Raw genomic sequence first — 25,574 nt, 5'->3', positions numbered from 1 at the left:
GACTGAACGAAGACTTTGTGACAAGTATCACAATCTAAAATAAAAAAAGAAGCCCGAAAAGGGCTTCTTTTTTTATCCTGCATCCATCATATTAAACTGTGAACGAACTAATTCGTAGTAAGTTCCACCTTTACGCATCAATTCGTTATGATCTCCTTGCTCTAATATACGACCATGATCTAACACGATAATATTGTCCGCTCCACGGATGGTTGATAGTCTATGGGCAATCATAATCGCTGTTCTACCTTCTAGAACGACGTTTAATGCATTCTGTATCTTGAGCTCAGTTTCTGTGTCGATACTAGCCGTTGCTTCATCGAGTATCAAAATTCTTGGATCGGCTAATAACGCCCGGGCGAAAGATAACAACTGACGCTCACCCACTGAAAGTACGTTACCCCTCTCTTCAACTTCCGTTTCAAACCCATTGCTTAGCCGCTTGATAAACTGATCCGCTCCGACTGCTTCTGCTGCTTCGAGTACTTCTTCATCTGTTGCATCAGGTCGACCGAAACGAATGTTTTCCATAATCGTTCCAGAAAAGATAAACGTATCTTGAAGCACGACACTTACTTTTTGACGCAAACTATCCAATTTAACATCTCGTAAATCGACGCCATCGATTTTTACTGACCCTTTTGTAGGATCATAGAACCTACTGATCAGATTGGCGATCGTTGATTTACCAGAACCAGTGTGCCCAACAAGTGCAACTGTTTCTCCCGCTTTCATCCTTAAACTCATCTGGTGTAGTGCTTTTCTTTTCTCATCATAGGAGAATTCAACGTCTTCAAACGTGATTTCACCTTTCATTTCTTTAAATTCTCTTGCATCCTTTTTCTCTGGAACATTTGGCTTTTCATCTAAAAATTCAAAGATTCGCTCTGATGAAGCCATCGCTACGAGTAGCTGGTTATATACTTGACCTAATCTTGAGATCGGTTCCCAGAACATTCCTAAGTAAAAAGCAAACGTGACGAAGACACCATAATCGAGACCATTCTGAATTAAATAGACACCAAACCAAATCAGTATCGCTGTTCCAATCGCATTCGACATCTCTACGAAAGGTCGGAACATCGCACTTTTTTTCGTCGCATCCTTCCAGCTTGAGTACGTTTCATGGTTAACGCCTTCAAAGAAGTCCATGTTCTCTGTTTCCTGTGTATAAGACTGTGTGACTCGAATACCTTGAATGCTTTCGTTCAAGTGGGAGTTTAGCTTCGCTTGCTTCACCCTTACCTGTTGCCATGATCTCCTGATCCTTCTGCGTAGCCTTGTCGAGATCAAGAACATGAGCGGCAAGATAATCATGATTGCTAGCGTTAACTGTGGACTTAGAATAAACATGATCACGAGGATACCAAGTAACAAAACGATATCCATCAACAGGTTGATAACACCATTTGTAAAGAGTTCCTGCATCGAATTTACATCGTTGATGATCCTTACTAAGATAGACCCTGCCGAACGCTTGTCAAAGAATCCGTGCGAGAGCTTTTGTATGTGTTTGAATAACCCCTGCCTAATGTCATAGATAATGTATTGCCCGAGCTGATTCGTCCATTTGATACGATACGTGTTCGAAACCCATGAAATGATATATAACACAGCTATTCCAATGATGAGTTGAATCAATAGCGTTTCATCTTTATTTTTTATTGCATGATCGAAAAGCAATACCCCGATAAAGATCGGAACGATCAACCGCACTGCAGTTGAAATCAGCATCGTAATGATCGCTTTTGGTAGAAGGTTCTTCTTATATGGTTCCATGTATCCTAGGAGCCGCGACATCTGCTTCCAATTAAACTGTTTTTCGATAGCTGAATCCTGAGAATAGTGAAATCGTTGTCTACGATTCTGTTTCATTTCGCTTATTCACCCCTTTTCAAACCGTCTGTCTACTCATAATCTCTTTTTGATCTTGATACTGAATATCGTAGATACCTCGGTAGTATCCTTCGTTCTCAATCAGTTCATCATGCTTTCCGCGCTCAACGATTTCTCCTTTATTCAGTACAAGGATTTCATCAGCGTGCTTTAATGAAGAAATTCTATGCGCGATGATAAACGTCGTTCTTCCCTTCATCACTTCTTCGAATGCTTTTTGAATCTTAAACTCCGTTTGCATATCAACTGCACTCGTAGCATCATCGAGAATCAAAATACTTGGATCTGTCAAGATAGCTCGAGCGATTGCAATTCGTTGTTTTTGTCCTCCTGAAAGTCCCATTCCACGCTCTCCAAGAACCGTGTCATACCCTTCAGGCAATTCCATAATGAACTCATGTGCCTGTGCACGTTTCGCTGCATCTTGAATTTTCTCAAACGAAACATCGGGATCGCCGTAAGCAATATTATCGCGAATTGTTGATGAAAATAAGAATGTCTCTTGAAGAACTACACCAATATTTCTTCTAAGAGATTTGAACGTATAGTCATCGATCTTCTTACCATCGATCAAGATCTCTCCACTATCTGGTTCATAAAAACGTGCGATTAACTGCGTAACCGTTGTCTTTCCTGACCCCGTTGCACCTAATAAACCAATCGTTGTACCTTTTGGTGCATCGAAAGAAATATCCTTCAACGCCTCATCATCTTCAGAAGCATACTTGTGCGTCACATGCTTAAACTCAACATGACCTTCTAAACGACTCACTTCGATGGCACCTTCTTTATCAGATATATCTTCAGGTTCATCTAAAATTTCAAGTAGACGTTCACCTGAAGCTTTTGATTGAGAGAACGTGTTGATCACGAATCCTAAGTTCATGATCGGCCAGATGATGTACCAAACAAGACTAAAGAATGCAACGAGCTCTCCTGGTCGAAGCTGGTCTTGGAATACAAGATAGCCACCGTATGATAATAAGAACACTACACAAAGATTTCCGATAAACTCCATCATCGGGAAGAACTTCGCCCATATATTCGACGTCGTCAAGTAGTTGTCGCGATAATCCGTATTACTGTTTACGAACTTACCGATCTCGAAATCTTCTCTCGATAATGATTTGACCGTATTGATTCCGCTGATGTTTTCTTGTACCTTCGTATTTAACCTCGCCATCGATTTCCGGATTCCTCTAAATGCTGGGTGAACGTTTTTATCGAAGCGATAAACTGCGATACTGAGGAAAGGGAGCATTCCGAGCGTTACGAGTGCTAACGGAACAGAATAATTAAACATAACGATCAAACTAAATGTGATCAGTAGTAAAAAGTTGATCACTTGTGCGAATCCAAAAGAAAGGAAAAAGCGAAAACCTTCAACATCAGCAGTTAAGCGTGACATTAAATCCCCGGTCTTCGCATTGTCATAGTATCGAAAAGGTAAGTACTGAAGCTTTTTGTAAAGCTCTTCTCTTAGTCGATAGACTGCTGTTACTCCAAAGAGATCCCCTAAGTACTGATGAAAGAATGTAGCGATACCCTTAAACAACATAATGCCAATAAATCCGAACGCAAGATAAGGAACCCATTGATACTGCTGATTCAAGATAACATCATCGATCGTAAATTGCAGGACCATCGGGTATATCACCGTGATTCCGGTTACAAAAAACAATGAGAACACAGACCATAAGAACAATTTCTTATATGGCCAATAAAAATCTTTTAATCTCTTAAACGTATCCAACGCGACACCACCTTTGACTATAAATGAATTGTGAAATTAGTGACAATATACATAATATATCGGATTTCGAAATAAATAACCACCAATTAGAATCATTTAATAAAAAAAACTCCAAGATTCCCCTCTTGAAGTTTTATTACCACTACTAGCATACAAGTTGTTCATTTTATGAAGACAGATTGAGCATGACACTTAGTCCATTTCAAATGTTACATTACGCATAAGCTCTTCTTTTTATGACCGATTTTAGTATGATAGTCTCTAAATAAAAAACCTCCAGGATCACCTGGAGGTTTTAGGTTTGCTCTATATTATACGTTTAGCGTTTCTTGACCTGGCTTCCAGTTTGCTGGGCAAAGTCCACCAGTTTGAAGTGCTTGAAGCACGCGAAGTGTTTCGTCTACATCACGGCCGATGTTGTTGTGGTTAACAACTGCGTACTGAAGTTCACCTTCAGGGCTGATGATGAATAGTCCGCGAAGTGCTACACCTTCATCTTCAATAAATACGCCATATTCTTTAGATACTTTATGGTTCGTATCTGCAGCTAGTGGATAGTTTAGATCACCAAGACCATTTTCGTTACGGTCAGTGTTGATCCATGCTAAGTGTGTATGGATTGTATCAGTAGATACTCCGATAACTTCTGCATCTAGATCGTCGAACTCATCGTAACGGTCACTTAGTGCAGTGATTTCAGTTGGGCACACGAATGTGAAGTCCATTGGATAGAAGAAAAGAACTGTCCATTTATCGTTCTTCATGTTTTCTTCAAGACTTACTTTACCGAATTCTTTGTTGTTCATAACTGCTTCCATTTCGAAGCGAGGTGCTTGTTTACCTACCATGCGTTCTGCCATGTGTAAATCCCTCCTAGAAAATATCCTGCGGCTTTCGCCCACGTTTGTCATTATAGTACAACCATTTTTTATAGTCAATATTAAGTAATAATTAATTTAATATAATGAATAGACTTCGTACTTCCCTATATTGCCCGTGTATTCTATTTCATAAACGTTGACATGATAAGTATAACGAAATATTTTTCTTACGTCTTGTATAACACTTCACTTGAACCGTAGTGACATTTTTCGCTATACTTTGTCAGTAAGGTTTATACTTGTATTTTGCTAAAGGAGGAGAAACATGGATTTTATTGAGAATATCAGCTGGGCTGAATTGCTCGTTGATACTGGACTACTCATTCTACAACTTATCGCAATCTTTATCGTTTATGCGATTGTAAAATCATTAGGAACTCGATTTATTGAAAAGTCCTTCACGGAAGTAAGTACGAAAAAAAACATGAGTCAAAGCAGAGCAGACACACTAAAGAATTTAACGATGAGCGTTTTCGCTTATGTGTTAATCTTCATTGTTGTTGCAGTCGTATTTGATACGTTTGGATTCGATATCAAAGCCTTGATCGCTGGTGCTGGAATCATCGGTCTAGCAGTTGGTTTTGGTGCTCAAGGACTCGTTAGTGATGTCGTGACAGGATTCTTCATCTTACTTGAAAAGCAGATGGATGTTGGCGACTATGTAACTGCAGCTGGCTTCGGCGGAATCGTTGAAGAAGTTGGCCTTCGCACAACTCATATCCGTTCTTTTGACGGCACACTTAACTATGTTCCGAACCGTGAAATCAGCTCGCTAAGTAACCACTCTAGAGGGAACATGCGCGCTCTTGTTGATATTGGTATTTCTTACGATGATAATATTGACGAAGCGATTCGCATTCTTCAAGATGTGTGTGAAAAAGTTGCTGAGACAAACGATGCAATCGTTGAAGGACCAAACGTTCTTGGTGTTCAGAACCTTGGTGATTCTGATGTTGTCATCCGCGTTCTCTGTCAAACAAAGAATATGGAACAGTGGGGCGTAGAGCGTCAGCTGCGTAAAGAAATTAAAGAAGCATTCGATGCAAACGGAATCGAAATTCCGTTCCCACATCAAGTTTACGTTGAGAAGAAAGAACAGTAATCGTTTAAGTGTCACTTGCTCTGGGTAAAGTAATGGCAAATCGTTAAAGGAGCGTGACGTCATTGCCGTATGATTCGAAAAGTGATCTACCTGATCAAGTGAAAGATAACCTTCCGTCCCATGCACAAGATATCTTTAAGGAAGCTTTTAATTCTGCTTCAGAGCAATACGATAACGAGAAGACAGCTTTTAAAGTAGCTTGGAGTGCAGTGGAAGAGAAATACGAAAAGAACGATAATGGCAATTGGGTAAAAAAAGACGATTAACGAAAACCGCCCCCTTCTGGAAGGGGGCGGTTTTTTTATTGCTGGTATCTACTGTCGACTTGCTGACAAACTTGATCAGCTGTCATGCCATCAGCGTTGATGACACTTCCTTGTGTAGTAGCGTCCTGCATTCCCATAACGTTCTGATCCTGACCTGAGATCACACAGCAATCACAGCCATTTGCATCAGCTTCCTGCTTAAGGGAAACTACTTCATACCCTTTTGCTTGAAGTGCTTGTGCTACGTCAGAAAGCGTATCTTCTACAGCGATTCTTCTCATGCTATTCACTCCTTCCCCTATAATACATTGCCAGTACTAGAATTAGGATGAGCTATTTTCGATAAACTATTCACTTTTTGAACATAAAACCCATGTTTTCTATAGAGAGTTTCAAGCTCATAGAATTCATATGGTTATTATCAAATGCCTAGAGTAGCATTTGAACTCACTTTTCCTGCTACCGTTGCATACGATAGTAAATAGTCAACAATAGGACTAGCCTTAAAGGAGTTGAGCATTGATGGGCAATCATAAACGAGGAGACGTTATTAACAAGCTCGTCTCTCCCCCACTTCCTTTATACGATTCAAATTTCCCGATACTTTTCTTCTGGAGCCCAAAAGGAGGATGTACTTCACTTGCCAAATGGTACTTTTATCACCTAGGGCTACTAGAAGAGGCTACGAATTACGAATCCATTCATTTGTATAGAATGAACGAATTTGAAAAACAACCAAATCACACAAAGAAGATACAAAAGGCCCTAGCTAACGTTGATAAAGATGTATACAAGCTTGTACGTGACCCGTTTACTCGCGCGGTAAGCTCGTATTTTGCGACGATTACCAACGAAAGCATTATGAAGGTCATCGCACCCCATCTCAAAAATGGGATGTCGTTCAAACAGTTTTTGTATATTATCAGAAACATTGGCGTTACAAAAGGAGGAATCAATCTCCATATTGCACAACAATACACTGATGGAGAAGAGTTGCTAATAAAAAACTATATCCGACTTGAACACTTCATTAATGAGTTAAAAAAGATAGAAGAACACTATAGCCTTCCACGCTCTCCAATAGAATCGATCGTAAAGTCTCCTCATCACATAACGGATATGATGAAGAAGTTTGATGAGAAGTGCTTTGCTGACGTAAAGATGTCACTTTCATCCCTAAACAAACCGGTCCCAGACTATCAAAACTTTTATAATGAAGAAACTATCCAATTAGTAAAAGAAATTTACAAACAAGATTTTGTAAGTTATCAATACAGCCAGACGCTAAAAAAGGTGTAACGCACAAAAAAACGCCTCGAGGGTATCCTCGAGGCGGTTTTATTTATCGGAGCGTACGATCAATATAGTTTGTAAGAACGTCGAACGCGACGTCGATCGCACCTTCATCTGGCTTTAAAGTAGAGGAATGCAGTCCTGATTCTGAATCGACTCCAAGCCAGAACATAAACCCTGGTATTTCTCGTAAGAAATACCCAAAGTCTTCGCCGGTCATCGCTTCACGACACTCAATCATAGAAATATCGCTTAGCTCTCTTGTAACTTCCATAAACCTCTCGACCAGCTCCGCATTATTAAACACTTGATAGTAGTTCGAGCCATAATCGATTTTCGCTTCACATTCGAATGAAGCTTCGATTCCTTTGACGATGGATTCGATACGACTTTTCACAAGCGTCATAGAATCAGCCGAAAGCGATCTGATCGTCCCTTCAAGACGGGAGGTTTCAGCAATAATGTTTTGCTTCGTCCCCCCTTCAATCTTCCCAATCGTAACGACTGCAGAATCGAGAGGATCGATATTCCTTGCAACGATCGATTGAAGCTGTGTAACAAGATGACTGCCTGCAACGACCATATCACGTGAATGATGAGGATATGCAGCGTGTCCGCCCTTGCCGATCAAATCGATGAATAGCTCTGAAGTGTTTGCGAAAAGCAAACCTGGCTTCGTTGCGACCGTACCGACTGGATATTCTGGTGCAATATGAAGAGCTATCATTTCATCAGGCTTCCAAGCGTTAAATTCTTCTGAAGCTAACATTGGAAGAGCACCACCTGGTCCCTCTTCTGCTGGTTGGAAAATAAACAGCAGGTTATCCTTCACACGTTTTACAGCGTAGTGTTCAAGAAGGGATAACGCAATGGTCATATGAAAGTCATGACCACAAGCGTGCATGTACCCTTCATGCTCTGATTGAAACAGGTACCCAGTTTGCTCTTGAATAGGAAGGCCGTCTATATCGGTACGGTATCCCACCGTTTTAGTCGGGTTACTTCCTTTTACAAGTACTAAGATTCCTGTTTTCCAAGTTTTCACTTCAAGATGCTCTTCGGGCAGCTGTTCGATGAACTGAAGCAGATACTGCTGTGTTTTATATTCCTGAAATCCCATTTCAGGAATACGATGCAGATCTCGTCTTACTGCTCTTCTATTCATATGAAATCAGTCTGCTTTAAGCTGACGAAGCTCTTTTTTAATCTCAGTTTTAGAACGAGTTTGATCATCGATTTCTTTAAGTACTCGTGCTGGGGTACCACCTACGAGCGTATATTCAGGAACGTCTTCTGTAACGATCGATCCAGCTGCAATCACTGCGCCTTTCCCAACTTTTACGCCTTCAAGGACAACAGCGTTCGCTCCAACGACAACATCATCCTCAATAATAACTGGTGTTGCAGAAGGTGGCTCAATGACACCAGCAAGAACAGCACCTGCACCGATGTGGCAATTCTTACCAACAGTAGCACGTCCTCCAAGAACAACGTTCATATCGATCATTGTGCCCTCGCCGACAACAGAACCGATGTTGATCATAGCACCCATCATGATAACTGCGTTGTTCCCGATCTCAACTTGGTCACGAATGATTGCGCCAGGCTCGATTCGTGCTTGAATGCCCTTCAGGTCAAGCATTGGAATCGCAGAGTTTCTGCGATCGTTTTCTACAACGTAATCTTCGATGTTAGAAGCTTCGTTTTCAAGAACATGTTTGATTTCTTTCCATTCACCGAAAAGAACGCCAGTATCACCAGTAATAAACGTCTTCGTGTTACTACCGAAGTCGATACCGTCTAGCTTTCCTTTAATATGTACTTTTACAGGAGTTGATTTCTCACTGTTTTGAATAAAGCTAATAATTTCGTTTGCATCCATCATTTTCATGGTTATTCTTCCTCCTTGATTCCAAATAGCTACACGGCTTTGCCGCATGCTTTTCATTTTATCGTACATGATTGTTTTCGTGAAGTCTAATGATTTCCTATCCGTCGATGAGTTCGAGAAACTTCTCCACCTGTTTTAATTGAAGTGCAGTATCATTCGTCAATAACCATGTATCTCGTTTCAACGCGTTTCCTTCTTTATCTAAAAGAGGGATGCGATGATATTCACTCACATCTTCTGTAATCGAGATCGATGGTAGAATCGCATAGCCAATGCCGTTCAATGCCATCTGCTTGCACGTTTCGATTTGGTCTACAACAATCGTTTTCTTTGGTGGAGCAAACGATTGAGTTTGCCACCACTCCTGAATCTCTTGATAGTAAGTCGAATCACTCTTGAACTGTATGAACGGTTTCTCGGTTTGCTGAAGCTCTTCAATCGAACGAATCGCAGTGTCGACTAAATAGAGTTCATCAGACAATAAATAATGACTTCTCCCTCTCCAGTCTGGCTTGCCTCGAATGATTCCAACATGAATATCATCTTCATATAAATACTTTAAAATCTCACTGCTCCATCCTGTTACGAGCGAAATTTTCACACTAGGATAATTCTCAACGAACCTCTTCAATACAGAAGGAAGCCAGTACTGGCCTATAATCGATGCGACTGCTAGTTTTAACGTTCCGTGAACTTCAGAACTCAGCGAAGTTAATGCTTCATACACTTTTTCTTCTCTTCTGAGCGTATCATTGGCAAAATCGATGATGCGTTCTCCTGCAGGTGTTACTGTCAAGCCTTTTTGTGATCTTAGGAAGATCGGGACACCCCAAGCTTTTTCGATTGATTGCAGCCGCTGACTTAGTGCTGGTTGTGAAACGTATAGCCTCTCTGCGGCTCTTCTCATGTTCTTCTCCTCAGCAAGAATCGAAAGAACCTTGTATTCTGTACTCATCTCATCACTCTCCGACGTTTTGTCTACATATTTCTGATATTCGTAATCATAAGTTTTTCTTATGTATTATCATCATTATTATCTATTTTCATTATCACTCTAACAATAATATACTATGGAAGGAGATTCCAATATGAACGAAAAAGGGTGATTCATTATGGAATGGCTATGGTTATTTGGAATCGGACTCATCGCAACATTTATTGGAACATTATCTGGTAGCGGCGGCTTAATCAACTTGCCCGCTATGATCTTATTAGGGTTACCGATACATTCGATTATTTCTGCTAACAAATTTTCTAACATGTTAAGTTCATTTTCAAGCTTTTTCGTTTTATTAAGAAGAAAAGAGCTAGCGATGAAAGAGGCATTAAAAACAGGTCCTATTGCTTTAGTTGGAGGAATATTTGGTGGCTTGTTTGCTTCTTCCCTCTCCGATGAGGCTCTCCAGCTATTCGCAGGTTCTCTTCTCGTAGCTGCACTCGGGCTATCATTTTTGAAGAAAAAAAAGTCTAGTACAACGTTAAAACAAGTCCCGAAAAGAGCGCTTCCCTTTGTCGGAGTGATCGGGTGGTACGATGGATCATTTGGTCCTGGACAAGCGACGCTTCAAATGCATTTATTTAGACAGAGCGGGCTTTCGTATCTATTTTCAATCGGATTAACGCGTTTTAATACCTTTTTAAGCTGTACTGGCGCTGTTATCGTTTATTCTTTAAGTGGTCATCTAGATATGACGATTGCCATACCGTTGGCTGTCGGTTCCATTACTGGGGCTCAAATTTCAGTAAGAATAGCCGATAAGCTGTCGCTTTCACAGATCGACTGGCTTTTAAGAACGATGACGATCCTATTAATCTTCCAAGTATGCTACAGCATATTCACAAGTCAATTTTAAGGAGTGTTTTATATGAATATCGACTATCGAAGAGTTCATCACATACAAATCTGTATACCTGTAGGCATGGAGAATGAAGCAAGAACGTTTTATAAAGACGTTCTTGGATTTGTGGAAATTGAAAAACCTGAGGCATTGAAGAAAAACGGTGGGTTTTGGCTTAAGGGTGCAGGAATCGAAGTGCATATCGGTGTTGAAAAAGAAGTCCACCCTAGTAAACGACACCCTGCATTTGAAATAGGGAACATTGAAGAAGCACGTGCTAGACTACAACTCAACAATGTTCCGATTCAAGAAGAATCTCCAATCGATGGTTTCGATCGTTTTACTTTCTATGATCCCTTTAAAAATAGAATCGAGTTCATTCAGCCAAAATCCGTCTTATGATTGAGACGGATTTCTCTTGTTCGAGTGCTTTGGCATAAAGATCACAACTGCAAAACTAATAAGAGCTAATATGCCGATTCCGAAATAAACCCATTTTAGAGAAACGGTCAATCCGTTTTGCAAGATTGCTAGCGTATTAGCTTCAAGATTATTCCTCTTTTCTTCATCAAGAAGCATATTAGCTGAGTTGATATCAAGGTCGACTTCACGACTTTCAAGATAGTGCTTCAGGCGGCTATTCAAGATTCCTCCTAGTAATGCTGCACCCACTGCACTTCCAAGTGTTCGCATGAACACGTTAGAAGCTGTTGCGATTCCACGCTGCTTCCAGGCAACTGAGCTTTGAATCGCAACGATGAAGGTGGTCGATGTTAACCCCATACCAACCCCAATAAAAAACGAACCCGTTCCGGCGAAAAGTGGCCCGAGCTCAGGCGTCATCATCATGTAGATCGTTGCGCCAACGAGAAGAGAAATGCCACCTAAGACTGAAGTAATACGAAAGCCGATCTTAATGACGAGCTTACCTGCTATCGTAGATGCGATCGGCCACCCGATCGACATCGTCGTGAGGGTAAAGCCCGCTATGATTGGTGATCGCTCCATAACTCCTTGCACAAATGTTGGTAAGAAGCTCGAAACACCAATCAAAATGATACCTGTTGTGAATGTAACTGAATTTGCGAGGGTAATTAAGGGGTCTCTCCAAATCCCAAGCGGCATGATAGGTTCTTTTGCACGCGTTTCAATAAAAAAGAACAGCCCTATACTGAACGTTGTCAAAACGATCAGCCCGAGTATCGGCAATGAAGTCCATTCCCAGTAGGTACCACCTTGAATGAGCACGACCATCAGAGCACTAACTGAAACTAGTAGTACGAGCGCTCCTGGATAATCCACTGGCTTCTTCTCTTTACTGATGTTTTCATGTAGAAGCATAAGCACACCAATAAGAGACAATATCCCAAGTGGGATGTTCATCCAAAAAACCCAAGACCAATCGATATATGTAACGAATAGCCCACCGAGAGCAGGTCCGGCAATGGCTGAAACTCCCCATACACTAGCTAAATACCCTTGTATCTTTGCTCTTTCTTCCATTGAATACATGTCACCTACAATTGTAAGTGCGATAGGCTGAACAGCCCCAGCGCCGATTCCCTGAATCAAGCGAAAGAGAATGAGTGCTTCCATCGTCTCTGCAAAGCCACAAAGTATCGAACCGATTAAAAACACGATGACTCCGAAAGCGTAGATCGGCTTTCGCCCGAAAAGATCTGATAACTTTCCAAATAATAATACCGTAATAGCGGACATAAGTAAGTATGATGAAAATACCCAGCTAAACTTAGAAAAGCCACCAAGATCAGAAACGATTCCTGGCATCGCTGTTGAAACGATCGTTCCTTCTATTGCAGCCATGAACATCCCGATTACAATAGCTGAAAGTACGAGAGGCCGATTTGTTTCTTTCTTTTTCACACTGGTTCGAACTTTCTCGGTTAAACTCTTCATAATGACATCCCCACTAGTTACATCATTTACTAACATTTTACAAGTTATCTCTCGAGATGAAAATAGAAAAGCCCGGTATGTCCATACCGGGTTTTACGTTTATTATGATTATGATCGCTTGAATGAAGATTCATGAAGATACCTGTTAACAAACTTTAAAAGTGCTCTACGCGTTAAGATGCCTTTAAAGATGTTTTCATCATCCACTACACATAGGAAGGGATGATCGATCGAAAGCTTTAAGCCTTTGAAAAAACCTTCGTTTTCATTGATACATGGAATGTCAGTATTCATAACATCTTCTACAACATAGTCGCTTAACTTCTCAAACTCAATTCTTTCAATTCCAAGAATTGAATCCAAAATAAGCGGTTGACTGATTAATCCTTTCAGCCTGAACTGTGTATCAAGTACAGGTATGGAAGAATAACCAGACTTAATCAAGATGAGCATGGCGTGTTCCAATGGATTTGTTAATTGAACATGAGCCACTTTCTCAGCAGAGATAATCAAATCTTGTATTCCTGTTTCGTACAAATTTGGCAATTCCATATGCTTAGCCATATATAACTTCCCCTCAAGCATGATTCACCCTGTTAATCTTCTTCTATAATGAAGGGTCTTTGTTTATAGTAACATGAATCGTGATTGTCCGTTAACTGCAAACGCTTTAATGTTCATAGATCATTTTTCTAGTCATCCCACCATCGATCACCAAATTTTCTCCTGTGATAAAGTCATTATCTGGATGTGATAAATAGAGGCACGCTCTCGCAACATCTGATGGTTTTCCAACCCTTCCAGATGGATGCTGATTATGATCGATGTCTCTGAGCCCTTCATAATTTGAAACTTCAATCCAGCCCGGACTAATACTATTTACTGTGATGTGATGCTTCGCAAGAGAAATCGCCAGGGCATGCGTTAGAGCAACGATTCCTCCTTTACTAGCAGCATATGCTTCACTGCCTGGTTCAGACATAGACGCTCTTGTCGATGCAATGTTAATAATCGCTGCTTTACCGCTTTTTTTCATGATTCTTGTAGCAGCTTGAGAACAGAGGAATACACTTCTAAGATTTGTATCCAAAATCGTATCCCATTCACTTACATCAAGTTCTTCTAACGGTTTAAAAACAGAGACACCTGCATTATTGACCAACACATCGAGCCTGCCATAAACATGATCGACGTGATTCATCAAAGCTTCGATGGAAGCAGGGTCACTTACATCTGTACGAATAATTTCCCCTTCATTGCCCTCCATCATTCGTAACGTCTCTTCACACCCTTCAACATCTCTATCAGCTAAAATGACGATGCTTCCCTTTTCAGCATACTGAAGTGCAACGCCACGTCCTATTCCATGTGCTGCTCCAGTTACGACGACGACTTCTTTCATTTATAACGCTCCTTAAAACCAATTTTTCTTTTTAAAATACATCACCATAATTCCCGTAATAATGATCATGATGATCCAGACCGCAGGATAACCCCAAGAAAGACTTAGTTCCGGCATATGTGCAAAGTTCATTCCATATATTCCAGCTATGAATGTTAATGGAATGAAGATGGTCGACACGATCGTGAGTACTTTCATAATTTCATTCATCTTCATGCTTAACGTGGAATAATACACATCTAACAATCCATACAGCTGACCACGGGATGTTTCGACCATGTCATTTGCTTGGACGATGTGATCATGAATATCCTGCAAATAAAACGAAATCGAATCACTAATATAAGGAACTTTTCGGTTTATCAGTTTGTTAACAACTTCTCTAACCGGCCACACTGTCTTCTTTAATTGTAAAATTGTATTCTTATACTCATTGATGTCCTGTAAGGAATGGTTATCAGGATCCTCCATAATATTGCCTTCTAAATGTGCGATTCGATCATCCATGTCGTCCATAATGATTAAATACTGATCGAAAATCACGTCCATCAGAGAATAAAACAAGAAGTCAGCACCTGATTTCCTTATTTTCCCTTTGTTTTCTTTTAACATTAGTCTTACTGGATCGAACAGATCCCCTTTTTTTTCTTGAAATGTGATCACTGTATTCTTCAGTAATATAAAGCTAACTTGCTCGATATCTAGTTGATCTCGTTCAAGATTGAGCATTTTTACGATTGCAAGCAGGTGGTTTTCAAAGAAATCAATCTTTGGTCGGTGTTCCGTGTTGAGTATGTCTTCTGTTGTTAACGGATGTAGTCCGACTATCTTGCTGATTTTATCAATGATGTCTACATTATGTACCCCATTTACATTGACCCATGTAATCCTCTCAGATTCAATTTTTGGTTTAAGATCATCTAACGAAACGTTATGCATCTCATATATTTCATGTTCATCAAATTCAATCGTCGAAACAGTAACTTCTTCTTGCTGCTCCTCTCCTACATATACAAGTGAGCCTGGTGGCATCCCCTTTTTTTGTGTTCTGTTCCTCGTACGTGGTCGTTTGATCCTTCTTCTTAGTCCCACTGTCTTCACCTCACTTCTTTACTAAAATACCCAAAAGAAGAATGTCAGAAACCAACTAGCCTTTTGCACAAAAATAAAAACCCGCATTTGCGAGTTTAGCGTTCTCAAATCTCAATTCTCAATTTCACAAAACGGTACGTGACTACAGCGCCTTTTCTTTTTTTATGATTTCTCTGTAATCCTCCCATAAAAACTCCATGTCGTGTTTTGCAGAATCGACCTTAATCCCTCTCCAAATAACCGCCATAAATAACCCAAGACCTAAAAACATCGCAGCAAGTCCGAGAATCGTTTCAATCAAGTGATCCTCCCCCCTCTCCTATAACACATTGTATTCTTGTCCACCGTGCGAAATGTCAGAAAAGGCTGTAAATTACTTGATTCTTTTTGCAATCTAATGTATGGTACGAGAAAGGTAAATTTAGAGGAGGAGTTCCATTTTGGACCGTTCAAATGAAGAAATTAAACAGATCGAAGAAAAAGCCAAAGAAGAACAACGTCGAGCTGAAGAGGCGAAAAAAGTAGTAAAAGAAGCCCAAAAATCAGCTAATCCTCAGCGAGAGCATAGCGAATTCAAAAAATAGTTTATCAATAAAAAAGAGCCCTAGGTATGGTAGTTTTTTATCGCTCCCACCCCTAGGGCTTTTTTTCTATTGCTCTGTATTCAGTTCGATTAGGTTTCCATCAGGGTCCGCAACAAAAATCTGCGCGAATCCGCTTCTGCTCGTAGGATTTTCATAAAAAGGTACGCTTTTCTTCTTCAACCATTCTACGCAAGCACTATAGTCTTTAACCCGTAGAGCAAAGTGTCCTACTTTTGAATCGAGTTCGCTCGAATGTCTGAGAGAACTTGAAGATGGATACTCAATTAAGTGGAGCTGTTGATCTCCTATCGCATACCATGCTCCTATAAAGCCAAAATCAGGACGATCAATTTCCTCTAGGCATAATATATCCTTATAAAACTCGTTTGCTTTCTCGAGGTTCGTGACAGAAATGCTTACATGATGAATCGTTACCGCCTCAATCATAGGACCTCTCCTTTTTCACACGTCGTTCTTCTATTTCTTGCCGAGCTTGTTTGCTGTCGAATGGCAAGCCGATAACAAACCTAGTTCCGATATTATCCTTACTTGTAACAGTGATTGACCCACCGTGCTCTTCTATTACTTTGTAACTCACCATCAAACCAAGCCCCGTGCCTTTTTCGGCAGTGTTATAGTATGGTTCACCTAACTTGTGGATGATTTGATGTGGAATCCCAGTACCTTCATCAGCAACCTCAATCATGATGTCTTGGCCCTTTGAAAGCGTTACTAATAACGTTCCTCCACTCACCATGGATTCGATTCCATTTTCAATAATATTGTACAATGCTTGTCTTATATGAGATTTGATACATATACAATTTATATTAGTATTTGTTCTCGTGATGATATCAACATGATGTTCCATTGCCTTACTTGAAAGGCTAGAGGTGATACTACCTAGCAATTCGACCATATTTACTTCTTCGTAAGAAACCACTTCACGCTTAGATAATAGAAGGAATTCATTGACGAATTCTTCTACTTCTTTCATCTCAGTTCCCACTACGTTAAGAAGATCTTGATTGACAGAATCGTTCCCTTTAAGTAGCTGTAAAAACGCTTTGATCGATGATAGAGGATTACGGATTTCATGTGCGACTCCTGCCGCAAGTTCAGATAAGACATTGCTTGTTTCTGTCCTTTTAGCAATTTCTTCTGATCGTTTAATTTTTGTTACATCACGCACGATAACAAGGTGGTGGTTCGGATAGATATTGTAACTCACCGTAAAGCTATAAGTATGAACGCTTTCTGTTACGGGGTTCCATCGCTTGCCTTCACCATTCCGCCCATTAGCAGTATGATAGTCCCACGTAATATCACAGTCACCTCTAATATCATCGTAATGAGAACCAACCACAACTTCTTTTTCAAAGTTAGCCATTTCTTCGAAAGCGCGATTCACATCTTTAATCAGCCCATCATGATGGATAATCGCCATGCCGTCCATCGCCCCTTCAAATAGTCTCCGGAAGCGCTCTTCACTTTCCTTAATCTCCGCAATCATTGCTTTTGTTTCAGTAATGTCTCTATAGATAGTCATGTAGAGATCACCATGAATACTTTTCTTTGAAGTGAACTCTAAAAACTTCTTTTCTCCACCAGCTATCGTAAACTCTAACTCCGCACGAATTTCTCCCTTTTCTTCAAGCTCATGTTGAAACAATTTTCCTGTTGATACGCTTTTACCTTCTAGGAAATCGAAAATATTGTACTTGCTGATCGTTTCAGACGTTAAGTTAAACATCTTGCATGCAGCAGAGTTTGCATCGACGATCATGCGATCTTTATTCCAGATTAATATGCCATCGAGCGCATGCTCAAAAATACTATTGAATTTTTCTTTATTTTCCATTAATTCTTCGAATAAGGCACGTTCCGAAGATATATCTCGAATGATCGATAAATTTAAATCCTTGTACGCACTAGACGTTATCGAAAGTTCGATAAACTTCTGCTTGCCGTTCCCTAAAACAATTGGGAACTGGCTTCTAACATACCCGAACTTATTAAGGTCGGTCATCATCTTTTCAAATTCATCTTTACATTCAGGTGTAATATGATGACCAATCTTCATGTTTAAGATGTCTTCTCTTTCTAGTTCGAAAATGTCACAGCAAGCCTGATTAATTTCGACCAATCCATTATCCTGGTCAAATAACGTGATTCCATCTTTCGAAGAACTAAAAATATGAGATAGTTTTTTGCTCTTTTCAACTAACTCACTTCGAAGATCGCTTTCATTTTGAATCGAGTTTTCACTTGTACTTAGAAAAAACAAATCGTTTCGTCTCATAAGCGTTCCCCTTTTAGTATCTTTGCAACGATTATATCATGCTCATGTAAAGAGTCGTATAAATAAAAGAATACTCTCCTACGTATTGTGCAAAATATTGATGATACGACAAGGGGGATGATTATGAAATTACTTGTTTCGATATTACTTCTATTCAGCCTCATGTTACAACCAATCGATCGAACATACGCTATCCCTCCGTTCAACAACAAAGTACAGCTCACCCCTTGGAAAGAAGTAGAGAAAATCATTCCTAGAGAGTCAGTATTTTCGATTACGGATGTAGAGACGGGTAAGTCTTTTGACGTTCAGCGCAGGGCTGGAAGTGATCACGCGGATGTACAACCTTTAACACATAAAGATACTAAGATAATGAAAACGATTTATCGAAAATGGAGCTGGAAACGAAGAGCTGTCATCGTTACGATCGATGGGAAGCAGATCGCTGGATCAATGAACGGCATGCCTCATGGAGCTGGAGCTTTGCAAAATGGATTCAACGGTCATTTTTGTTTGCATTTCTTGAACAGTTCCACACATCGATCTTCAGAACCTGATCCAGCTCATCATCTTATGGTGTTAAAAGCAGCAGGTAAGATCGATGACTACCTCGGTAAAAAAGGTCCAGAAGAAATTGTTGATGTTGCGATGATCGCGATTAACAATACAGATAAAACGTTGTTAGAGAAGGTTGTTGTGAATGAGGACAGTAAGAAACTATTTAAGCTGTACATTACGAATTGGGATATCCAATCGATACAAAAAAATAAGGATAATCCATTCGTCCGTGAGCTAAGAACAAAAGTTGAAGTATACATTTCAGATGCAGGTACAATCACAACAGTAATAGGCCTCAATGCGAAACGAGATCCACTCACTAGCAAATGGAAGATCGATACAGAGCCTTTACTCAACATGATCGATTAAAAAGGAGAATGGTACATGGATCGTTATGAAAAAGCGTTTGAGACCTATCGGCAGCAAAATGTTGTAGAAAGAACCGGAACATACATCTCAGCAGTAAGAAAGAATGAAGATGGTGATCTTATCGCTTTTAAAACCAATAAGGGTGAGGAGTTAGATTATTTACAAGCACTTGAGGCTGCGAAGAGCGGTAAGTTAAGCGGCGTTGATGTTTTCCATAAATACGGTCGTGATATTATACGCAGTGAGCCAGACGGAATCAAAGAAAATAATTTCGATAATCTACCAGAGTTTTAACAAAAAAGCGCGACCTCGATGAGGTCGCGCTGGTTAGGTTATGTATGGTGATCCGTACTGGATTTGAACCAGTGACCCCTTGCCTGTCAAGCAAGTGCTCTCCCGCTGAGCTAACGGATCAGTTTTTAAGGACATTTATTAATATACAGTAATGAATAAAGAACTGTCAATACTTTCCGTGAATAAAAATTAGTGAAGTCCCATATTTGGGACTCCTCTACTATCAACCGATCCGCTCTTCTTGATCTCTCTTCTCACGTTCTTCTTCGTCCAATGCTTCCTCTCGGTCACGAAGTCTGTGAGCAAGGCGACTAGAAGCGTTTGAGGCAATGCTAGCCACTAGGTCATCTAAAAATGTATGAACCCCGTTACCAGACTTTGTATCGAGCTTTTCGATTATTCCAATCTTTTGTTTATCTAAATGGCCATAGGTCGTAACAGCAATACTTCCATATCCGAAGACCGCACCTAGCGCAATCGTTTCATCGACTCCGAACAACCCTTCGTCCATTTCGACGATCGACTGCAATGGCTCTGAAAGTTTCCCCTGTTCAGCAAGCTTATCGAGCTCGATGCCAACGAGTACAGCATGCTGAATTTCACGTTTCATCAGAACCGCTTCAACGCTCTCTATGCAGTCTTCCATCGATAGATCATCTACATAAGGAGATTGCATTTTATACACAATATCAGCAATATCCTGAATCGATACGCCACGCTCTTTAATTAGTGCTCTTGTTGCAGCTTCTACTTCACGACTATGTATCCTTTTCTTCATGTTAGTTCTCCTCTCTATGTCCCCAAAAAGCAAGTATGTTAGAATCATTATATCACTACGAAAAATTAGAATGTCAAATAAAACTATCTTTCACTACAGCACAGGAGGCATTGAAATGAACAGAGGAACATACCAGGACACTTCACTGTATAGCGAACATTTACAAGAAGAAATTCCACTTCAAATTTATTTGCCATATAACTATTCTCCACTCTATAAATATTCTTTTTTAATTGCGAATGATGGTAGCGATTACTTTAAGCTAGGTCGACTTGGTCGAACCGCAGATGAGCTGATCGAAAATGACGAAATCGAAGAACTGATCATCGTTGGGATTCCATACAAAAGCGTGGAAGATCGAAGACGAAAATATCACCCAGATGGCGAGCAAAGTGAAGCCTATCTCCGCTTCTTGGTCAATGAATTAGTACCGTTTCTCGATGAAGAATACGCAACCTTCCACTTAGGATATGGCCGCGCTTTAATAGGTGATTCGCTGGCTGCTACGGTTGCATTACGTGCTGGGCTGGAATATCCAAGAACGTTTGGGAAAGCGATTCTTCACTCACCTTACGTCGATGACGAATTGAAAGAGAAAGTCGCACATTTCAAAGACCCTGAACTTCTTTCGATCTATCATGTGATTGGAACTGAAGAAACAGAAGTACCTACGACCGATGGCCAGAAGAAAAATTTCATCGAACCGAACAGAGAATTGAGCAAAATCATTAAAGAAAAAGACTTCGACTATTTCTATGATGAATTCGAAGGTGGCCATCTTTGGAAACACTGGCAGCCGGATATGAAACGCGCGCTTCTTCATATGTTCAAGCTGTAACGACATTACCATTTCTTATTTTTGAATTTTTGGTATAATTAACAGTGGAAATGAATAAGTCACGTCCAGAGCAAATTTAATGGGAGGGATTATACTATGAAATACGGCATTGCAATATTCCCGTCAAAGAAACTACAAGACATCGCAAACTCCTACAGAAAACGTTACGATCCACATTATGCGCTTATCCCGCCACACCTGACGATAAGAGAAGCATTCGAAGCGACAGAGGAAGAGATTAAGGAGATCACACCAGAGCTTCACAGAATTTCTGATGAATCAAAACCTTTTACGATGAATGTTTATAAAATTGGATCGTTTCATCCAGTTAACAATGTAATTTATATGAAGGTAAAAGAAAATAACGTGTTAGATGACCTCTATCGTCAGCTTAACCCAGAGGAAGTCAGAACTGATCGTGAGTATAACTTTGTTCCTCATATTACGATTGCTCAAAAGCTTTCTGATGATGAACATTCAGATGTATACGGCAGCCTACGCATGATGGATGTTGATGAAGAGGAAACGATCGACCGTTTTCAACTTCTTTATCAACTTGAGAATGGCTCATGGACTGTTTATGAAACATTCCACCTCGGTAAAGTTCGCTGATGCTAATTAAAGTAGCGGAAACAAAGAAAGAGATGGAAGATGCTTACAGCGTCAGACATCGCGTCTTCGTACAGGAACAGAACGTTCCTGAAGATCTTGAGATCGACCAGCACGAAGATGAAGCTACACATCTTATAGCGTATGATGAGATCACACCTGTTGCTGCAGGGCGCTACCGTATAGTCGGTGACTTTGTAAAAGTCGAGCGAATTTGCGTTCTAAAGGAAGCAAGAGGAACTGGAATTGGCAGGCTCTTGATGAACGAGCTTGAAACTCAGGTTCGTAATATTCAAACAGCCGGACTCAAGCTCAATTCACAAGTATCAGCAATCCAATTTTATAAATCATTAGGCTATGAAGTGAAGTCAGAGGAATTTATGGATGCTGGCATCCCTCATGTAACGATGATTAAGGCACTATGACACCGGTTTAAAGCCGGTGTCTTTTTTTATTCTAAGCATCCTTGACGAAGGGTATTTTCTGAATGATTCGCACATGCTAAGAACGATGGCGTATTAGGAGGGAATGACAGAGATGGAATATGGGTCAATCTTTATAGAACTCATCGTAGGCTTTCTCGCACTACTCGTGTTAACCAAAATGCTCGGAAAGACACAGATTACTCAGATCACACCGTTTGATTTTATTTCCTCCCTCGTCCTCGGTGAATTAGTCGGAAATGCGATTTATGATAAAGAGATCACGTACGTAACGATTATTTACACTGTCACACTTTGGGGATTGCTTATCTACGTTATCGAATGGATTACTCAAAAGTTTAGAGGAACGAGGAAGCTTTTGGAAGGAAGTCCTTCGATCGTCATTCACCATGGCAGAATCAACCGAAAAAACCTTAAAAAGAATAAATTGGATTTGAACCAACTTCAGAACTTACTTAGACAAAAAGGTATTTTCTCTTTAAGAGAAGTTGAATTTGCTATTCTTGAAACGAATGGGAGTATAAGTGTTTTACAGAAATCAGAGTATTCACAGCCTACAAGGGGTGACTTTGATCTTCAACCTGTGAGAGAACATCTTTCAACGACTTTTATTTCAGATGGGAAAGTCGATTGGGGCAACTTAAAAGAAGCTGGATTTAATGAAGAATGGCTTAATAAGGTGCTTAAGAAGCATCATATCGATCATCCTGAAGAAGTCCTCATTCTTGAATGGAAACAAGATGAAGGCGTATTCCTGCATCCTGTTAGACAGGATACATAAAAAAAAGAGCAGATAATCATCTGCTCTTAAAACCATGAAAAGCCCCCTTGAGGTTGATCTTCATCTTCAGAAGCCTCATCTTTCCTCTCTTCATCGTCAGTTTCTACTTCTTCCGCAACTTCTTCAGAAGATCCAGGTCCAAAGAATCCCCATGGATCCCTTCTGTGGTCATCACGACGGTCTTCGTGATGATCGTGATCATGACGTTTCTTACCGTGGTCCTCGATGATCACTTCATCAGCTTTTATGATCACCTTTTCAACACGTATTACTTTTGGCTTTCGTTTTTTCTTAGACATTTCTTGCCCCCTCTTCATCTAAATGTGGTTTCACATTCCTATCGTATGCAACTGGAAGATCGTGAGAGTGGGCGAAAACTCATTTATTCTGATTCTTAATAGCTGATTGCGATTTGATTTGACGTTTTAATCTTATAATCTTGTTCATAAAAGTATACAAAACCCTCTACAATAAAAGGTTCATGAATCTCTGTTCTCAATGGTATTTGAAAATTCTCGATCCCTATTTTGTTGCCAGGAGAAATCGAAACATCACCAAGAGGAGCTACCCAGATCTCGCCTCTCTCTCTTGCTTTCGACATCCAGTCGCTATCCATGAACGTCCACTGTGTACCGTTTGTAGCCCCTCTCGTCTCAGCTTGCTCCACCGTTAGAATCTGACCTTTAATTATGGCTGTTTCTGCTGGACGAAATCGAAAACATACCACTGGGTTCTTAAGCGATGACATCCCATTGTTCGTAATCTGCAAGTCCCCTCTTATGATGAACGATTTTTTATCATTCACGATGATCGAGTAATTTAAGTAAGCTAAAGCGTTTAGTTTATCCGTACTTTCAGATGTTTCTGTATCCGTTACATCGCTTGGTGTTCGATATTTCATACGTCTTTCGTAATCTTTTATTTTTGTTTTGAATTGTTGTATTTGTACTTCTTTCTCATTGATATCATTTTGCATGGATGTTAGGAGCTTTTCGTAATTCTTGATCCGACCTTCTGAAACGGCTCCATGGTATTTCTTCTCTACAGCTTCTAGCTTCACTTTCAAGTCTGAAGTTTGCTTCTGTTCTATTACGATTTCAGCCTGGGCTTTCTCAAGCTCATTTGTTAATTTACTCCGCTCTTCCTCTAAGTCCTTGATCTTTTGATGAGCTTCATTTACGTCCTTCTCAAATTCTTTTATCTTCCCTTCTTTCGTTTCGAGTGACGCTCTTTTTGCATCGTTTTCGTATTGTAACTCCTCCATTTTAGTTTCGACCAAATGAAGATGATCTTTTACAAATATCAGTTCTTTTTCAAGTTCTAATGATTTTTCTTGAAAGTATTTTGTTCTAGTAATCAACCTAGAATAGCTTAACGTTTCATCCTGTTTCACTTGGCTCACTCCTCTCCCTATTATATGTATGAACCTCGGTCCCCTCTTCATAACAAAAAGGGAGAGATCTCTCTCCCCCTTCTTATCCTTCGATCTTAGTGATGTTTCTTGTACTTTATGTCGTCGAAATTAATGCAGTTGTCGATTGTTAAACCGCCAGTTTCAGCTGCAACGACTCCAGAGTTGAATACAGTATCTCCTCTACGGTCGTACAGATGCACTTCGAACTCATTTCCTTCATCTGTATCGACTACAGCTAGCTTGAATTCGCATCTGATGCCGTTTTTCATTCTTCCAGATCCATTGACCATGACCTTTACACCTTCGTCTCCGCAAGGAACGCAAACGAGTGAATCTTGATCGAATGACTCTGCCGCAAATGAAAAGTCCATCGTTCCATCTTCCATGTTTGAATCATTGAATGTAAATGACATATGGCTTCCAGTCATGCTGCAGTCTGGGCAAAGGTTGAGCTTCATCGAAACATTTCCTTCATACTCTTCATGTCCTGTTGAACCACTTGCCTCACCTGATACTGAGCAATCGCAGCTTGGTCGTGGGAAGATATCAGGACATTGTTCAGGGAACGTTACCGGAGGACACCACTCATCAACATCTTCTGGAGCGATAAGGTCATTATCACGAGGTGAACAGAACTTAGCAAGAACTTCTAGCTTCACCTCTGCTTCAACTTGAATATCTACACAGAAAATAACTTCTAGATCGAATGATTGAGGAACTGGACAATTTAGCAATACTGTTCCTGATGGAATGCGAGCAATGATCTTGGTGATACGGCAATAAAGATCAGTTCCGTCCGGATAACATAAAACGAAAGATTCTAGTACAGATGCATTACAGTTAGCTTCTGTAACAGTCTGACCGTTGCGATCGACGACTTTCACTTTCACGTCAGAAGTGAAAAGCAAGTCAACAAGTTGAGCGTCAGCATAACCTCCACCAGGTAATACGACGTTCACATCTCGTTTCTCTCCAACTTGCTCTACAAGAAACTCCTCACAGTGATCGCTATCAGCTAGCGGGAATAATGGTGGAGCCTCAGGTGTTTGTGCAACGATCCTTAACGGACGTCGACTAGGATCTTCCATTGCAGACTCTATCTGTTCTAACTGATCTTCAGAGAATTGAATGTTCTTTGAAACCATCAGTTGGTCCGTTACCCAGTCGTAAACTTTTTGAACGCGAATACATTCATCTTGCAAACTGTTCGTTGCAGTAGGAATCGTTCGGTTCGGTTTAGGCTTGTGACCCATATCGTTCATTCCTTTCTTCA

At 40.3% G+C, this 25,574-nt stretch carries 30 protein-coding genes and 1 tRNA gene; 12 read left to right on the top strand and 19 right to left on the bottom strand.

The features are described from left to right. Positions 1 to 72 precede the first annotated feature (72 nt). The 3 genes from ACXAHI_RS00855 to ACXAHI_RS00845 all read right to left on the bottom strand — a co-directional run bounded on the left by ACXAHI_RS00855 (position 73) and on the right by ACXAHI_RS00845 (position 4,509). Positions 73 to 1,875: an ABC transporter ATP-binding protein gene (locus ACXAHI_RS00855; RefSeq protein WP_474845236.1), complete on the bottom strand. Its 1,803-nt coding sequence runs from the start codon at positions 1,873 to 1,875 to the stop codon at positions 73 to 75. A 19-nt stretch (positions 1,876 to 1,894) separates the two neighbouring features. Then, positions 1,895 to 3,649: an ABC transporter ATP-binding protein gene (locus ACXAHI_RS00850; RefSeq protein WP_474845234.1), complete on the bottom strand. Its 1,755-nt coding sequence runs from the start codon at positions 3,647 to 3,649 to the stop codon at positions 1,895 to 1,897. A 311-nt stretch (positions 3,650 to 3,960) separates the two neighbouring features. Further along, positions 3,961 to 4,509, bottom strand: a complete 549-nt coding sequence (locus ACXAHI_RS00845) for a peroxiredoxin (RefSeq protein ID WP_270181708.1) — start codon at positions 4,507 to 4,509, stop codon at positions 3,961 to 3,963. Positions 4,510 to 4,795: 286 nt separating this feature from the next. Between ACXAHI_RS00845 and ACXAHI_RS00840 the strand changes: the two genes are divergently transcribed. Beyond that, entirely contained in the window at positions 4,796 to 5,632 is an 837-nt protein-coding gene (locus ACXAHI_RS00840; RefSeq protein WP_474845232.1) for a mechanosensitive ion channel family protein, read from the top strand. 62 nt (positions 5,633 to 5,694) lie between these two features. Continuing rightward, a complete protein-coding gene (locus ACXAHI_RS00835) occupies positions 5,695 to 5,898 on the top strand; it encodes a ChaB family protein (protein ID WP_270181706.1) in 204 nt (67 codons plus the stop codon). Between the two features lie 35 nt (positions 5,899 to 5,933). On the opposite strand, the gene ACXAHI_RS00830 is transcribed toward ACXAHI_RS00835, so the two are convergent. After that, the gene (locus tag ACXAHI_RS00830; RefSeq protein WP_474845230.1) at positions 5,934 to 6,179 is read right to left on the bottom strand and encodes a YkuS family protein; all 246 of its coding nucleotides are present in this window, start codon (positions 6,177 to 6,179) and stop codon (positions 5,934 to 5,936) included. Positions 6,180 to 6,420: 241 nt separating this feature from the next. Here ACXAHI_RS00830 and ACXAHI_RS00825 point away from each other — a divergent pair, with 241 nt between their 5' ends. After that, positions 6,421 to 7,197, top strand: coding sequence for a sulfotransferase family 2 domain-containing protein (locus ACXAHI_RS00825; protein WP_474845228.1), 777 nt, complete (start codon positions 6,421 to 6,423; stop codon positions 7,195 to 7,197). 43 nt (positions 7,198 to 7,240) lie between these two features. On the opposite strand, the gene ACXAHI_RS00820 is transcribed toward ACXAHI_RS00825, so the two are convergent. From ACXAHI_RS00820 to ACXAHI_RS00810, 3 genes are all read right to left on the bottom strand, one after another. Next, positions 7,241 to 8,356, bottom strand: a complete 1,116-nt coding sequence (locus ACXAHI_RS00820) for an N-acetyldiaminopimelate deacetylase (protein ID WP_474845227.1) — start codon at positions 8,354 to 8,356, stop codon at positions 7,241 to 7,243. Between the two features lie 6 nt (positions 8,357 to 8,362). Beyond that, a complete protein-coding gene (gene dapD / locus ACXAHI_RS00815) occupies positions 8,363 to 9,082 on the bottom strand; it encodes a 2,3,4,5-tetrahydropyridine-2,6-dicarboxylate N-acetyltransferase (RefSeq protein WP_474845225.1) in 720 nt (239 codons plus the stop codon). A gap of 97 nt (positions 9,083 to 9,179) precedes the next feature. Next, a complete protein-coding gene (locus tag ACXAHI_RS00810; RefSeq protein WP_474845223.1) occupies positions 9,180 to 10,037 on the bottom strand; it encodes a LysR family transcriptional regulator in 858 nt (285 codons plus the stop codon). A gap of 157 nt (positions 10,038 to 10,194) precedes the next feature. Between ACXAHI_RS00810 and ACXAHI_RS00805 the strand changes: the two genes are divergently transcribed. Further along, entirely contained in the window at positions 10,195 to 10,935 is a 741-nt protein-coding gene (locus ACXAHI_RS00805; RefSeq protein ID WP_474845221.1) for a sulfite exporter TauE/SafE family protein, read from the top strand. 12 nt (positions 10,936 to 10,947) lie between these two features. Beyond that, positions 10,948 to 11,322, top strand: a complete 375-nt coding sequence (locus ACXAHI_RS00800) for a VOC family protein (RefSeq protein WP_474845219.1) — start codon at positions 10,948 to 10,950, stop codon at positions 11,320 to 11,322. On the opposite strand, the gene ACXAHI_RS00795 is transcribed toward ACXAHI_RS00800, so the two are convergent. The 5 genes from ACXAHI_RS00795 to ACXAHI_RS00775 form a co-directional block, all read right to left on the bottom strand. After that, positions 11,317 to 12,837 carry an MDR family MFS transporter gene (locus ACXAHI_RS00795; protein ID WP_474845217.1) on the bottom strand — a complete coding sequence of 507 codons (1,521 nt, stop codon included), beginning with the start codon at positions 12,835 to 12,837 and terminating at the stop codon, positions 11,317 to 11,319. The two genes, ACXAHI_RS00800 and ACXAHI_RS00795, sit on opposite strands and share 6 nt — an antisense overlap. 108 nt (positions 12,838 to 12,945) lie before the next feature. After that, positions 12,946 to 13,401, bottom strand: a complete 456-nt coding sequence (cbpB, locus tag ACXAHI_RS00790; RefSeq protein WP_474845215.1) for a cyclic-di-AMP-binding protein CbpB — start codon at positions 13,399 to 13,401, stop codon at positions 12,946 to 12,948. Between the two features lie 106 nt (positions 13,402 to 13,507). Further along, on the bottom strand, positions 13,508 to 14,239 hold the full coding sequence (locus ACXAHI_RS00785) for an SDR family NAD(P)-dependent oxidoreductase (protein WP_474845213.1): 732 nt from the start codon (positions 14,237 to 14,239) through the stop codon (positions 13,508 to 13,510). A gap of 12 nt (positions 14,240 to 14,251) precedes the next feature. Next, complete coding sequence (gene corA / locus ACXAHI_RS00780; protein WP_474845212.1) at positions 14,252 to 15,331, bottom strand: magnesium/cobalt transporter CorA; 1,080 nt, start codon at positions 15,329 to 15,331, stop codon at positions 14,252 to 14,254. A gap of 142 nt (positions 15,332 to 15,473) precedes the next feature. Then, positions 15,474 to 15,632 (bottom strand): hypothetical protein, encoded by a 159-nt coding sequence (locus ACXAHI_RS00775; RefSeq protein WP_474845210.1) that lies wholly within the window; start codon positions 15,630 to 15,632, stop codon positions 15,474 to 15,476. A 139-nt stretch (positions 15,633 to 15,771) separates the two neighbouring features. Here ACXAHI_RS00775 and ACXAHI_RS00770 point away from each other — a divergent pair, with 139 nt between their 5' ends. Further along, positions 15,772 to 15,915, top strand: coding sequence for a hypothetical protein (locus tag ACXAHI_RS00770; RefSeq protein WP_474845208.1), 144 nt, complete (start codon positions 15,772 to 15,774; stop codon positions 15,913 to 15,915). A gap of 66 nt (positions 15,916 to 15,981) precedes the next feature. Here the strand turns inward: ACXAHI_RS00770 and ACXAHI_RS00765 are convergent, their stop codons facing one another. Both ACXAHI_RS00765 and ACXAHI_RS00760 read right to left on the bottom strand, forming a co-directional pair. Further along, complete coding sequence (locus tag ACXAHI_RS00765; protein ID WP_474845206.1) at positions 15,982 to 16,362, bottom strand: VOC family protein; 381 nt, start codon at positions 16,360 to 16,362, stop codon at positions 15,982 to 15,984. Continuing rightward, complete coding sequence (locus tag ACXAHI_RS00760) at positions 16,355 to 18,217, bottom strand: PAS domain S-box protein (protein WP_474845205.1); 1,863 nt, start codon at positions 18,215 to 18,217, stop codon at positions 16,355 to 16,357. Before ACXAHI_RS00760 ends, ACXAHI_RS00765 begins: the two co-directional genes overlap by 8 nt. Before the next feature lie 123 nt (positions 18,218 to 18,340). Between ACXAHI_RS00760 and ACXAHI_RS00755 the strand changes: the two genes are divergently transcribed. Next, positions 18,341 to 19,144 carry a hypothetical protein gene (locus ACXAHI_RS00755; protein WP_474845203.1) on the top strand — a complete coding sequence of 268 codons (804 nt, stop codon included), beginning with the start codon at positions 18,341 to 18,343 and terminating at the stop codon, positions 19,142 to 19,144. A 15-nt stretch (positions 19,145 to 19,159) separates the two neighbouring features. Beyond that, a complete protein-coding gene (locus ACXAHI_RS00750; RefSeq protein WP_474845201.1) occupies positions 19,160 to 19,438 on the top strand; it encodes a DUF3892 domain-containing protein in 279 nt (92 codons plus the stop codon). Positions 19,439 to 19,483: 45 nt separating this feature from the next. On the opposite strand, the gene ACXAHI_RS00745 is transcribed toward ACXAHI_RS00750, so the two are convergent. Beyond that, a tRNA-Val gene (locus ACXAHI_RS00745) sits at positions 19,484 to 19,558 on the bottom strand. A gap of 103 nt (positions 19,559 to 19,661) precedes the next feature. Then, complete coding sequence (locus tag ACXAHI_RS00740; RefSeq protein WP_474845199.1) at positions 19,662 to 20,216, bottom strand: phosphatidylglycerophosphatase A family protein; 555 nt, start codon at positions 20,214 to 20,216, stop codon at positions 19,662 to 19,664. A gap of 115 nt (positions 20,217 to 20,331) precedes the next feature. Between ACXAHI_RS00740 and ACXAHI_RS00735 the strand changes: the two genes are divergently transcribed. From ACXAHI_RS00735 to ACXAHI_RS00720, 4 genes are all read left to right on the top strand, one after another. After that, complete coding sequence (locus tag ACXAHI_RS00735; protein ID WP_474845197.1) at positions 20,332 to 21,054, top strand: alpha/beta hydrolase; 723 nt, start codon at positions 20,332 to 20,334, stop codon at positions 21,052 to 21,054. A 96-nt stretch (positions 21,055 to 21,150) separates the two neighbouring features. Next, on the top strand, positions 21,151 to 21,666 hold the full coding sequence (locus tag ACXAHI_RS00730; protein WP_474845195.1) for a YjcG family protein: 516 nt from the start codon (positions 21,151 to 21,153) through the stop codon (positions 21,664 to 21,666). After that, complete coding sequence (locus tag ACXAHI_RS00725; RefSeq protein ID WP_474845193.1) at positions 21,666 to 22,088, top strand: GNAT family N-acetyltransferase; 423 nt, start codon at positions 21,666 to 21,668, stop codon at positions 22,086 to 22,088. Before ACXAHI_RS00730 ends, ACXAHI_RS00725 begins: the two co-directional genes overlap by 1 nt. A gap of 112 nt (positions 22,089 to 22,200) precedes the next feature. Further along, a complete protein-coding gene (locus ACXAHI_RS00720) occupies positions 22,201 to 22,887 on the top strand; it encodes a DUF421 domain-containing protein (protein WP_474845191.1) in 687 nt (228 codons plus the stop codon). A gap of 26 nt (positions 22,888 to 22,913) precedes the next feature. Here ACXAHI_RS00720 and ACXAHI_RS00715 read toward each other — a convergent pair whose 3' ends face one another. The 3 genes from ACXAHI_RS00715 to ACXAHI_RS00705 all read right to left on the bottom strand — a co-directional run bounded on the left by ACXAHI_RS00715 (position 22,914) and on the right by ACXAHI_RS00705 (position 25,554). After that, entirely contained in the window at positions 22,914 to 23,186 is a 273-nt protein-coding gene (locus ACXAHI_RS00715; RefSeq protein ID WP_474845189.1) for a hypothetical protein, read from the bottom strand. A gap of 95 nt (positions 23,187 to 23,281) precedes the next feature. Beyond that, positions 23,282 to 24,280, bottom strand: a complete 999-nt coding sequence (locus ACXAHI_RS00710) for a hypothetical protein (protein ID WP_474845187.1) — start codon at positions 24,278 to 24,280, stop codon at positions 23,282 to 23,284. A gap of 95 nt (positions 24,281 to 24,375) precedes the next feature. Next, positions 24,376 to 25,554, bottom strand: a complete 1,179-nt coding sequence (locus ACXAHI_RS00705) for a BMQ_0737 family morphogenetic spore coat protein (RefSeq protein ID WP_474845185.1) — start codon at positions 25,552 to 25,554, stop codon at positions 24,376 to 24,378. Between the last annotated feature and the right edge of the window lie 20 nt (positions 25,555 to 25,574).

Source organism: Anaerobacillus sp. ABD4_527 (assembly GCF_056160805.1).
Note: the sequence above shows the minus strand (reverse complement) of the source record. Positions and strands in the feature narration are given on the sequence as shown.

Bases quoted from the DNA above. Each gene is read 5' to 3' on its own strand.
- ACXAHI_RS00855 (WP_474845236.1), bottom strand. From the start codon at position 1,875: ATGAAACAGAATCGTAGACAACGATTTCACTATTCTCAGGATTCAGCT.
- ACXAHI_RS00845 (WP_270181708.1), bottom strand. From the start codon at position 4,509: ATGGCAGAACGCATGGTAGGTAAACAAGCACCTCGCTTCGAAATGGAA.
- ACXAHI_RS00840 (WP_474845232.1), top strand. From the start codon at position 4,796: ATGGATTTTATTGAGAATATCAGCTGGGCTGAATTGCTCGTTGATACT.
- ACXAHI_RS00830 (WP_474845230.1), bottom strand. From the start codon at position 6,179: ATGAGAAGAATCGCTGTAGAAGATACGCTTTCTGACGTAGCACAAGCA.
- ACXAHI_RS00825 (WP_474845228.1), top strand. From the start codon at position 6,421: ATGGGCAATCATAAACGAGGAGACGTTATTAACAAGCTCGTCTCTCCC.
- ACXAHI_RS00820 (WP_474845227.1), bottom strand. From the start codon at position 8,356: ATGAATAGAAGAGCAGTAAGACGAGATCTGCATCGTATTCCTGAAATG.
- dapD (WP_474845225.1), bottom strand. From the start codon at position 9,082: ATGAAAATGATGGATGCAAACGAAATTATTAGCTTTATTCAAAACAGT.
- ACXAHI_RS00810 (WP_474845223.1), bottom strand. From the start codon at position 10,037: ATGAGTACAGAATACAAGGTTCTTTCGATTCTTGCTGAGGAGAAGAAC.
- ACXAHI_RS00805 (WP_474845221.1), top strand. From the start codon at position 10,195: ATGGAATGGCTATGGTTATTTGGAATCGGACTCATCGCAACATTTATT.
- ACXAHI_RS00800 (WP_474845219.1), top strand. From the start codon at position 10,948: ATGAATATCGACTATCGAAGAGTTCATCACATACAAATCTGTATACCT.
- ACXAHI_RS00795 (WP_474845217.1), bottom strand. From the start codon at position 12,837: ATGAAGAGTTTAACCGAGAAAGTTCGAACCAGTGTGAAAAAGAAAGAA.
- cbpB (WP_474845215.1), bottom strand. From the start codon at position 13,401: ATGGCTAAGCATATGGAATTGCCAAATTTGTACGAAACAGGAATACAA.
- ACXAHI_RS00785 (WP_474845213.1), bottom strand. From the start codon at position 14,239: ATGAAAGAAGTCGTCGTCGTAACTGGAGCAGCACATGGAATAGGACGT.
- ACXAHI_RS00765 (WP_474845206.1), bottom strand. From the start codon at position 16,362: ATGATTGAGGCGGTAACGATTCATCATGTAAGCATTTCTGTCACGAAC.
- ACXAHI_RS00760 (WP_474845205.1), bottom strand. From the start codon at position 18,217: ATGAGACGAAACGATTTGTTTTTTCTAAGTACAAGTGAAAACTCGATT.
- ACXAHI_RS00755 (WP_474845203.1), top strand. From the start codon at position 18,341: ATGAAATTACTTGTTTCGATATTACTTCTATTCAGCCTCATGTTACAA.
- ACXAHI_RS00750 (WP_474845201.1), top strand. From the start codon at position 19,160: ATGGATCGTTATGAAAAAGCGTTTGAGACCTATCGGCAGCAAAATGTT.
- ACXAHI_RS00740 (WP_474845199.1), bottom strand. From the start codon at position 20,216: ATGAAGAAAAGGATACATAGTCGTGAAGTAGAAGCTGCAACAAGAGCA.
- ACXAHI_RS00735 (WP_474845197.1), top strand. From the start codon at position 20,332: ATGAACAGAGGAACATACCAGGACACTTCACTGTATAGCGAACATTTA.
- ACXAHI_RS00730 (WP_474845195.1), top strand. From the start codon at position 21,151: ATGAAATACGGCATTGCAATATTCCCGTCAAAGAAACTACAAGACATC.
- ACXAHI_RS00725 (WP_474845193.1), top strand. From the start codon at position 21,666: ATGCTAATTAAAGTAGCGGAAACAAAGAAAGAGATGGAAGATGCTTAC.
- ACXAHI_RS00720 (WP_474845191.1), top strand. From the start codon at position 22,201: ATGGAATATGGGTCAATCTTTATAGAACTCATCGTAGGCTTTCTCGCA.
- ACXAHI_RS00715 (WP_474845189.1), bottom strand. From the start codon at position 23,186: ATGTCTAAGAAAAAACGAAAGCCAAAAGTAATACGTGTTGAAAAGGTG.
- ACXAHI_RS00705 (WP_474845185.1), bottom strand. From the start codon at position 25,554: ATGGGTCACAAGCCTAAACCGAACCGAACGATTCCTACTGCAACGAAC.